We start from the raw sequence: 7,993 nt of genomic DNA, 5'->3' as shown, positions 1-7,993 counted from the left end.
CGTCACCAGCAGCGTGGTTGGCGCCGGTGTCAGCGTCGGCAGTGCGGCGGTCGGCGTTGCTTCTGCGGTCGTGGTTGGCACCGTCAAGGCAGGCTCTGCGGTGGTCGGTGCCGTTACTGAATGACCCTGCTGCTCTCCTAACATATACCGACATCAGACGAGACTCCTATGACCCTTCAAGCGCAATTCGAGCAAGCCCAGGCCGACTCCAAAACATTGAGCGAGCGCCCCGACAACCTGACGATGTTAAAACTATACGCACTGTTCAAGCAAGGCAGCAGCGGCGACGTCCAGGGTGATCGTCCGGGCATGACCGATTTCGTCGGACGCGCCAAGTGGGATGCATGGAATGCGCTGAAAGGCACTGGCCAGGAAGCGGCGCAACAACAGTACATCGATCTGGTCGAAAGCCTGAAAGCCTGAAAGCCTGAAAGCCTGAAAGCCTGAAAGACTGAAAGACTGAAAGACTGAAAACTGCCATACCAAAAACAAGAAAAGCGCGAGATAGATATCTGTCTCGCGCTTTTGTTTATTTCAAGCGATTTTATTTATCAGCCAGCATTACCTTGCTCAGCACTTCGGGATTGAGCAAATTGGGCGGAAACGGCCGATCTTTATTCGGCAGCAAAGCCGCTAACAGGTTACTCGCCGCACAATTTGCCATGGCCCGCCGCGTCGGCTCGGACGCACTGGCAATATGCGGCGTCAAGACCACATTCGACAAATCCAGAAAATCAGGATGCAAGGCTGGTTCGTTCTCGAACACGTCGAGCCCTGCCGCTGCAATTTTGTGGTCGCGCAACGCGGCAATCAAGGCCAGGTCGTCAACGATACCGCCGCGTGCCAGATTCACCAAGGTTGCCCCCGGTTTCATCAATGCCAGCTCAGCAGCAGCGATAGTGTGATGCGATTCCTTAGAATACGGCAACACCAAAATCACATGATCGGCTTGCTGTAACAACTCTTCCTTGCTGACGTAACGGGCATGATTGGCGCGCGCCTCCAGCTCTGGCGACAGGCGCGAACGATTGTGATACCGCACCTGCATGTCGAAGCCCAGCGAACGCCGCGCAATCGCCTGACCAATGCGTCCCATGCCGATGATGCCAAGTGTAGCGCCGTGCACATCAGCGCCAAGGAAGCTGTCGTAACGCCATTGTTTCCAGTGCCCGGCTCGTAGCCAATGTTCAGATTCGGTGATCCGCCGGGCAGTCGCCATCAGTAACGCCCAGCCGAAATCGGCAGTGGTCTCATTGAGTACGTCCGGCGTATTGGTGACCATCACGCCGGCCTCGGTAGCGGCAGCGACATCGATGTTGTTGTAGCCGACCGCCTGGTTGCAGACCGCCTTCAGTCTCGGGCAGGCGGCCAGCAATTGCGCAGAGATCAGTTCGCTGGCAGTGGCGATTACGCCATCCTTGTCCTGCAATCGGGAGGCCAGTTCAGCGCTGCTGAAAATACGGTCCTCCTGATTGCTCTCGACATCAAAATACTGCTGCAACCCGCCGATCACTCCCGGGAACACCGCACGCGCCATCAATATCTTTGGTCTCATCGCTCAGCCATTAACGGAAAAAAATCAAGGTCATCACCACAAACAGCGGCAACAGCACCACGCACGCCCAAGCCATGTAGCCGAAGAAAGACGGCATGCGGATACCGCGTTCTTCGGCAATTGCCTTGACCATCAGGTTGGGTGCATTGCCGATGTAGCTGTTGGCGCCCATGAATACGGCGCCGCAGGAAATCGCCGCCAGGGTTGCCGCCAGTTTGGTCATCAGTTCGGCAGCGTCGCCGGATGCGGTGTTGAAAAACACCAAATAGGTCGGCGCGTTGTCAAGGAACGACGACAGTAAGCCGGTGGCCCAGAAATACATGACATTGTTCGGCTGACCGTCGGCGCCGGTGACGGCGCTGACCACCGCACCGAAGGCACCGTGTTCGCCGGCGCGTAACATGGCGATCACCGGCGCAATCGTGACAAAAATTCCGGCAAACAATTTGGCTACCTCAAGTATCGGCCCCCAAGAGAAATCATTGCCTTCGCGGGCGATTTTCGGCGTCAGCCACAGCGAGGCCAGGACCACCACAATCAACAAGCCATCGCACAGCAGGTTCTGCAATTCCACCGTTGTACCGTAGATGTCATAACTCACCCCCGGCTTCCAGAGGCCGCTCATCAGCACCAGCATCACTACCGCGCCGAGCAGTACAAAATTAAATTTTCCGTCAAAACGTAGCCTGGCATCGTCGGGAGTCGGATCCAGCGCTGGTGGCAGTTCTTCTTCGCGGTTGTGGAAATAGTAGCGATCGAGAAAATAAAAAATGACCAACAGGGAGGCCCACATGAACATGGTTTCACCGAAAATGTTTTTGAAGGTCCAGGAAAAATCGACGCCCTTCAGAAACCCGAGGAACAGAGGCGGATCACCAAGCGGCGTCAAGGCGCCACCTGCATTGGCGACCAGGAAAATGAAAAACACGACGATGTGCACCACATGCTTGCGGTTGTCGTTAGCCCGAATCAACGGCCGGATCAGCAGCATGGAGGCACCGGTGGTGCCCATCAGACTGGCCAGCACGGTACCGAGTGCAAGCAAGCCTGTATTGAGGGCCGGCGTACCGTGCAAATTACCGCGCAGACATATCCCGCCTGCCACTACGAACAGTGCGGTGAGTAACATGATGAATGGAAAATACTCTGCCAGGAAGGCATGCACGACACCAGCGATAGCTGTGGGCACGCCAAATCCGAATGCACACGGTATCAGGAACGCCAACGACCAGATCGCTGCAATCTTGCCAAAATGATGGTGCCAGAATGTCGGGGCCAGCAACGGCCCCAGTGCGATCGACAACAGCAGGCCCATGAATGGCACGCCCCACCAGATGGGTAGTTGACTACCGTCAAGTTCTGCAGCCTGAGCGGCCAACGGTAGGAATGCAATCAGGATGGCAAGTATTTTTTTATGCAATTTAGTCTTCCAGATAAGCGAATGGATGGGAATCAACCGGTATTTTAATCTCTAACCGTTGCCAATAAAACAAACGATGTTATGCCGGCATCGCCGGATTGGTGATCTGGAAAACCTGTCGCAGGTAATTCAGGTAGGCCTGGTCGTCGCACATGTTCTTGGCTGGCGTATCCGACAGCTTGGCCACCGGCTGACCGTTGCAACGTACCATTTTCATGACGATTTGCAGCGGCGTATAGCCGAGGTCGTTGGTCAGGTTGGTGCCGACACCGAAGGCAACCCGGACGCGATCCTTGAAGCGCAGGTAAAGTTCGTTGACTTTACCGAAATCGAGGCTGTCGGAAAACACCAGCGTCTTGGTGGCCGGATCGACCCGATTGTCTTGGTAATGCTTGATCAGACGCTCGCCCCATTCAAACGGATCACCGGAATCGTGACGAGCGCCATCGAACAGTTTGCAGAAATACAAATCAAAATCGCGCAGGAATGCGTCCATGCCGTAGATATCGGACAAGGCAATGCCGAGATCACCGCGATATTCCTTGGCCCACATTTCAAAAGCGTAGATCTGCGAATCGCGCAACCGCGGGCCGAGCGACTGGCAAGCCTGCAGGTATTCGTGCGCCATGGTTCCGAGCGGCGTCAGGCCGTATTTCATCGCGAAATGAACATTGGAAGTACCGACCAGATGTTGAGAGAAGTCACGCTGTAGGGTCCGCACTACTTCCTCGTGCCAGCGCCCGGAAAACCGCCGCCGCGTGCCGTAGTCGGCCAACTTGCAACCGGCCATTGCCGGATCGTCGCGGATTAGCGCGATCTTTTTTTGCAGGCGCTGACGGCCCTCAACATGATCGGGCTCGCTTTGGGTGGCACGGAAATAGACTTCGTTGACAATCGCCAGCACCGGCACTTCGAACAGAATGGTATGCAGCCATGCCCCCCTCACTACGATATCGATCTCGCCGTTGTCGGCTGCCAACGGCTGCACACTGATGTATTTCTGCTGCAGGTGGAACAACGCGAGAAATTCGATGAAATCGCTTTTAATAAAACGCAGGCTGCTCAGGTAAGCCAGCTCCGGCTCCTGGAAGCGCAAGCGGCACAGACCGGCAATTTCATCGCGGATCTCATCGACGTAAGGACGCAAATCAACGCCGTGATTACGGCATTTGTAACGGTATTCGACTTCAGCCGCCGGAAAATGATGCAAGACCACTTGCATCATCGTGAATTTATACAAATCGGTGTCTAGAAGCGAAGTAATGATCATGATGTGTCTGACTGATGTCGGTAGTAATTGGAACCTTGAATGGCGCATGCCTGGAGCAACCCGGCTGCAGATCCGCATGGTATGCCAATTCGATTCAATACTGTGGCAGGCGATGTTATTAGCGACACTCGCCGCATACGGCGTGCACATGCAGCACCCCAAATGAATGATTGCTCAATGACTGACTAATGACTTCCCAATAACTGCCTAACGATTACCTAACGATTACCTGATGTTGAATCACCGCGAGAACAGCAATCTGACAATTTTATTTGTCAGCCGCACGCCAAGACAGTTTTTTCGACGTCCTATCCTGTCCGCCGACTGAGAAGCGGATGGTCCGACTCAAAGAAGCACCAGCGTACTTGCGGCCAACGCTGCTGGATTTGTGCCTCGATCTGATTGATCGTATCCACCAGCGTCAGATCCGAAGGTTGCGGTTGCATCACGGCCTGGACTGCAATCATCACCTGTTCACCCCACTGCATCGAGATAAAATTGCGTACAGAGGCGACACCGGGATGCGCCTGAATCTGCGCCTGAATCTGCGCCTTGATCGCGGCATGTACCTCCGGTGCGGCCGATTCGCCGGTCACCATCGCCTTGACCTCGCGGATCACCAGTACCGCGACAATCATCAGCAATACGCCGACGGCGATCGTGCCAAGAGCATCCCATAACGGATTGCCGGTCATTACGGTTAGCAGCACCGCGATAAAAGCCAGGGCCAGCCCAGCCAGCGCAGCGATATCCTCTCCGGCCACCACCATCAACTCCGACTGGCGGGTTTCGCGAAACCACTGAATAAATGACTTGCCATGCGAAATCTTGCGAATTTCAAGCATTGCTCCGCGCAGCGAAAACGCCTCCAGCACCACCGATATACCCAGTACGCCGAGTGCAACAAGCGGATTACTGATCGGCTCCGGATGACTCAGATGTTCAATCCCCTTCAGTACCGAAAACGCGCCGCCGACAAAAAACAACAGCAACGCCACCATCATCGCCCAGAAGTACACGACACGCGCATAGCCCATCGGATGCGATATATCGGCTGGCTTCCTGGCTTCCTTAAGACCAACCAGCAAGAACACCTGGTTGGTGCAATCGGCCAGCGAATGTATACCCTCGGCCAGCATGGCGCCGGAGCCGGTAAAAAGCGCTGCGGCAAACTTGGCCAGCGCGATTCCGCCGTTGGCTCCTAACGCGTAGAAAATGGCTTTGGTTGAACCTTCGGTGGAAGATGACATAATTGTTTCGCAGCAGAAAACAGCCTAACAATAGCCACTTTGGAAATTCCACGCAAGCAAGTTACTGCAACCGTCGCCGCAGCATCTGCAACAGCAGGCCGGAATCATGTAAGCGACCGCATTGCAGGTAAATGTGATTTTTACATTTGCTTATATGGATTCTATATAACCACAATTTGTGGGAAAACCTGAATTACCTTAAAATACAAGGCTTTGCGACTGGGTAAATATAGAGCATCGTTTGCTCGAAAACGCCCGGGTGCCGCCTCAAGACCATTTACAGATAGGACTGTTGTTATGACCCACGTTGTGACCGAATCCTGCATTCGCTGCCGCTATACCGACTGCGTGGATGTATGCCCGGTTGATTGCTTCCGCCAAGGCCCGAATTTCCTGTCGATCGACCCGGACGAGTGCATCGATTGCGCAGTGTGCGTCGCCGAATGCCCGGTCAACGCCATCTACGCAGAGGAAGATGTGCCAGCCGACCAACAGCAATTCATCAAACTCAATGAAGATCTGTCGCGTCACTGGCCGTCGATTACGAAGACGGCTGCACCTCTGGCAGATGCTGACGAGTGGAAAGACGTCAAAGAAAAGCTGGAATTTTTACAACGTTAATTGAAGAGCAGGCCGTCCCAAAAGGATGCCCCAAGCAGTAACAGCGCTACTTCGTTCATTTAGCCAGGCCATACGGATAAAATTATCCCCCAGCCAATAGCACAACCCACATTCGCCGCCGGCATGGCCGCGTTTAACCTTAATCCAATCGCCGCTGCAGCCCGCCTCAACCACTAGGCCGCGGCGTTTTGGGGGGAATCAACTGAAACAGGAAGCAGATCGTCGTATGGATACCAACGTCAAGCTCGATGCAACACCCAATTCTGTCAATAACGCCCCGATCGAGACGGATGCCGTCATCATCGGTGCAGGTCCGGTCGGCCTGTTCCAGGTCTTCGAGCTCGGCCTGCTGGAGATCAAGGCGCACGTCATCGATTCGCTGCCGGTAGTCGGCGGCCAGTGCGTAGAGCTCTATCCTGACAAGCCAATCTACGACATCCCGGCAGTACCGGTCTGCACCGGCCAGGAACTGACCGACAACCTGCTCAAGCAGATCGAGCCGTTTGAACCAACCTTCCATCTCGGCCAGGAAGTGACGCTGGTATCGCGCCGCGAGGACAACCGCTTCGACGTTGAAACCTCCACCGGCACCCGCTTTATTACCAAGACCATCTTCATCGCTGCCGGCGTCGGCTCGTTCCAGCGCCGTACTATTAAGGTCGAAGGCATCGATCAGTATGACAATACGCAACTGTTCTACCGCGTCAAGGATCCAGCCCAGTTCCACGGCAAGAATCTGGTCATCTGCGGTGGCGGCGATTCGGCGCTGGACTGGGCGTTGGACCTGGTCGGCAAAGCAGAATCCGTAGTGCTGCTGCATCGTCGCGAAGAATTCCGCGCCGCGCCTGCTTCGGTCGCCAAGATGAAAGCCTTGTGCGATGCTTACGAAATGCAATTCCTGGTCGGCCAGGTAACCGGCCACGAAGCCAAAGACGGCAAGCTAAGCGAGATCAAGGTCACCGGTCCGGACGGCGTGACGCGCCGCCTGCCGCTGGATACGCTGCTGGTATTCTTCGGCCTGTCGCCTAAACTCGGCCCGATCGCCGAATGGAGCCTGGATATCGAACGCAAGCAATTGAAAGTGGTCGATACCGAGAAGTTCGAAACCAACATCCCTGGCATCTTTGCCGTCGGCGATATCAACACTTATCCGGGCAAAAAGAAACTGATCCTGTCGGGCTTTCACGAAGCGGCACTGGCCGCCTTTGGTGCCGCGCCATACATCTTCCCGGACAAAAAGATCCACATGCAGTACACCACGACATCGCCGAAGCTGCACAAGATCCTGGGTGTGGAATCGCCAGTGTTCGATTAAGTCGCACTGCAGTAACAAGAAAAAGCCGCCGGAGAGCCTGTTCCGGCGGCTTTTTTTATCAGGCGGCAGGATGCGGTAGCAAATATCGCGCCCCGCCTACTTCTGGTCAACGTAAAAACGCCCGGGATGCCTAAACATCCCGGGCGTTTTTTACACCTCGATTAGTGCGCTGCTACCGGAGAAGCTTCGCCACCTTCGTCCGCCTGAGCTGCCTTCATCGACAATTTCAAACGGCCGCGGTCGTCGGTTTCGAGAACCTTGACGCGTACTTGCTGGCCTTCTTTCAGGTAGTCGGCAACCGCATTGACGCGCTCATTGGCGATCTGGCTGATATGCAGCAGACCATCCTTGCCCGGCAACACCTGCACAATCGCACCGAAATCCAGCAGCTTCATTACAGTACCTTCGTAGACCTTGCCAACTTCTACCGAAGCAGTCAACTCTTCGATGCGGCGCTTGGCTTCCTGGCCGGCAGCAGCATCGACCGAGGCGATAGTGACCACGCCTTCGTCGCTGATATCGATCTGGGTGCCGGTTTCTTCAGTCAGCGCGCGAATCACAG

8 protein-coding genes are annotated in these 7,993 nt (G+C 55.1%); 3 read left to right on the top strand and 5 right to left on the bottom strand.

The window, feature by feature from the left end; genetic code table 11:
- Positions 1–168 precede the first annotated feature (168 nt).
- On the top strand, positions 169–423 hold the full coding sequence (locus ACIQ0R_RS09355) for an acyl-CoA-binding protein (RefSeq protein WP_395826475.1): 255 nt from the start codon (positions 169–171) through the stop codon (positions 421–423).
- A 121-nt stretch (positions 424–544) separates the two neighbouring features.
- On the opposite strand, the gene ACIQ0R_RS09350 is transcribed toward ACIQ0R_RS09355, so the two are convergent.
- From ACIQ0R_RS09350 to ACIQ0R_RS09335, 4 genes are all read right to left on the bottom strand, one after another.
- The gene (locus ACIQ0R_RS09350) at positions 545–1,555 is read right to left on the bottom strand and encodes a 2-hydroxyacid dehydrogenase (RefSeq protein WP_395826473.1); all 1,011 of its coding nucleotides are present in this window, start codon (positions 1,553–1,555) and stop codon (positions 545–547) included.
- A gap of 10 nt (positions 1,556–1,565) precedes the next feature.
- Positions 1,566–2,975, bottom strand: a complete 1,410-nt coding sequence (locus ACIQ0R_RS09345) for a sodium:proton antiporter (RefSeq protein WP_395826471.1) — start codon at positions 2,973–2,975, stop codon at positions 1,566–1,568.
- A 79-nt stretch (positions 2,976–3,054) separates the two neighbouring features.
- Positions 3,055–4,245, bottom strand: a complete 1,191-nt coding sequence (gene pncB / locus ACIQ0R_RS09340) for a nicotinate phosphoribosyltransferase (RefSeq protein WP_395826469.1) — start codon at positions 4,243–4,245, stop codon at positions 3,055–3,057.
- Between the two features lie 308 nt (positions 4,246–4,553).
- A complete protein-coding gene (locus ACIQ0R_RS09335) occupies positions 4,554–5,495 on the bottom strand; it encodes a cation diffusion facilitator family transporter (RefSeq protein ID WP_395826467.1) in 942 nt (313 codons plus the stop codon).
- A 297-nt stretch (positions 5,496–5,792) separates the two neighbouring features.
- Here ACIQ0R_RS09335 and fdxA point away from each other — a divergent pair, with 297 nt between their 5' ends.
- Positions 5,793–6,116, top strand: coding sequence for a ferredoxin FdxA (fdxA, locus tag ACIQ0R_RS09330; protein WP_395826465.1), 324 nt, complete (start codon positions 5,793–5,795; stop codon positions 6,114–6,116).
- Between the two features lie 226 nt (positions 6,117–6,342).
- The gene (locus ACIQ0R_RS09325; protein ID WP_395826463.1) at positions 6,343–7,431 is read left to right on the top strand and encodes an NAD(P)/FAD-dependent oxidoreductase; all 1,089 of its coding nucleotides are present in this window, start codon (positions 6,343–6,345) and stop codon (positions 7,429–7,431) included.
- 161 nt (positions 7,432–7,592) lie between these two features.
- Here ACIQ0R_RS09325 and ACIQ0R_RS09320 read toward each other — a convergent pair.
- Positions 7,593–7,993 (bottom strand): S1 RNA-binding domain-containing protein (locus tag ACIQ0R_RS09320; RefSeq protein ID WP_395826461.1); only part of this gene is annotated, 401 nt, incomplete at its 5' end.

Source organism: Collimonas sp., assembly GCF_044339385.1.
Taxonomy (GTDB): Bacteria; Pseudomonadota; Gammaproteobacteria; order Burkholderiales; family Burkholderiaceae_D; genus Collimonas.
This window is presented reverse-complemented; position numbering and strand designations above follow the sequence as displayed.

Excerpts from the sequence above, each read along its gene's own strand:
- ACIQ0R_RS09355 (WP_395826475.1), top strand. The coding sequence starts at position 169 with ATGACCCTTCAAGCGCAATTCGAGCAAGCCCAGGCCGACTCCAAAACA.
- ACIQ0R_RS09350 (WP_395826473.1), bottom strand. The coding sequence starts at position 1,555 with ATGAGACCAAAGATATTGATGGCGCGTGCGGTGTTCCCGGGAGTGATC.
- pncB (WP_395826469.1), bottom strand. The coding sequence starts at position 4,245 with ATGATCATTACTTCGCTTCTAGACACCGATTTGTATAAATTCACGATG.
- ACIQ0R_RS09335 (WP_395826467.1), bottom strand. The coding sequence starts at position 5,495 with ATGTCATCTTCCACCGAAGGTTCAACCAAAGCCATTTTCTACGCGTTA.
- fdxA (WP_395826465.1), top strand. The coding sequence starts at position 5,793 with ATGACCCACGTTGTGACCGAATCCTGCATTCGCTGCCGCTATACCGAC.
- ACIQ0R_RS09325 (WP_395826463.1), top strand. The coding sequence starts at position 6,343 with ATGGATACCAACGTCAAGCTCGATGCAACACCCAATTCTGTCAATAAC.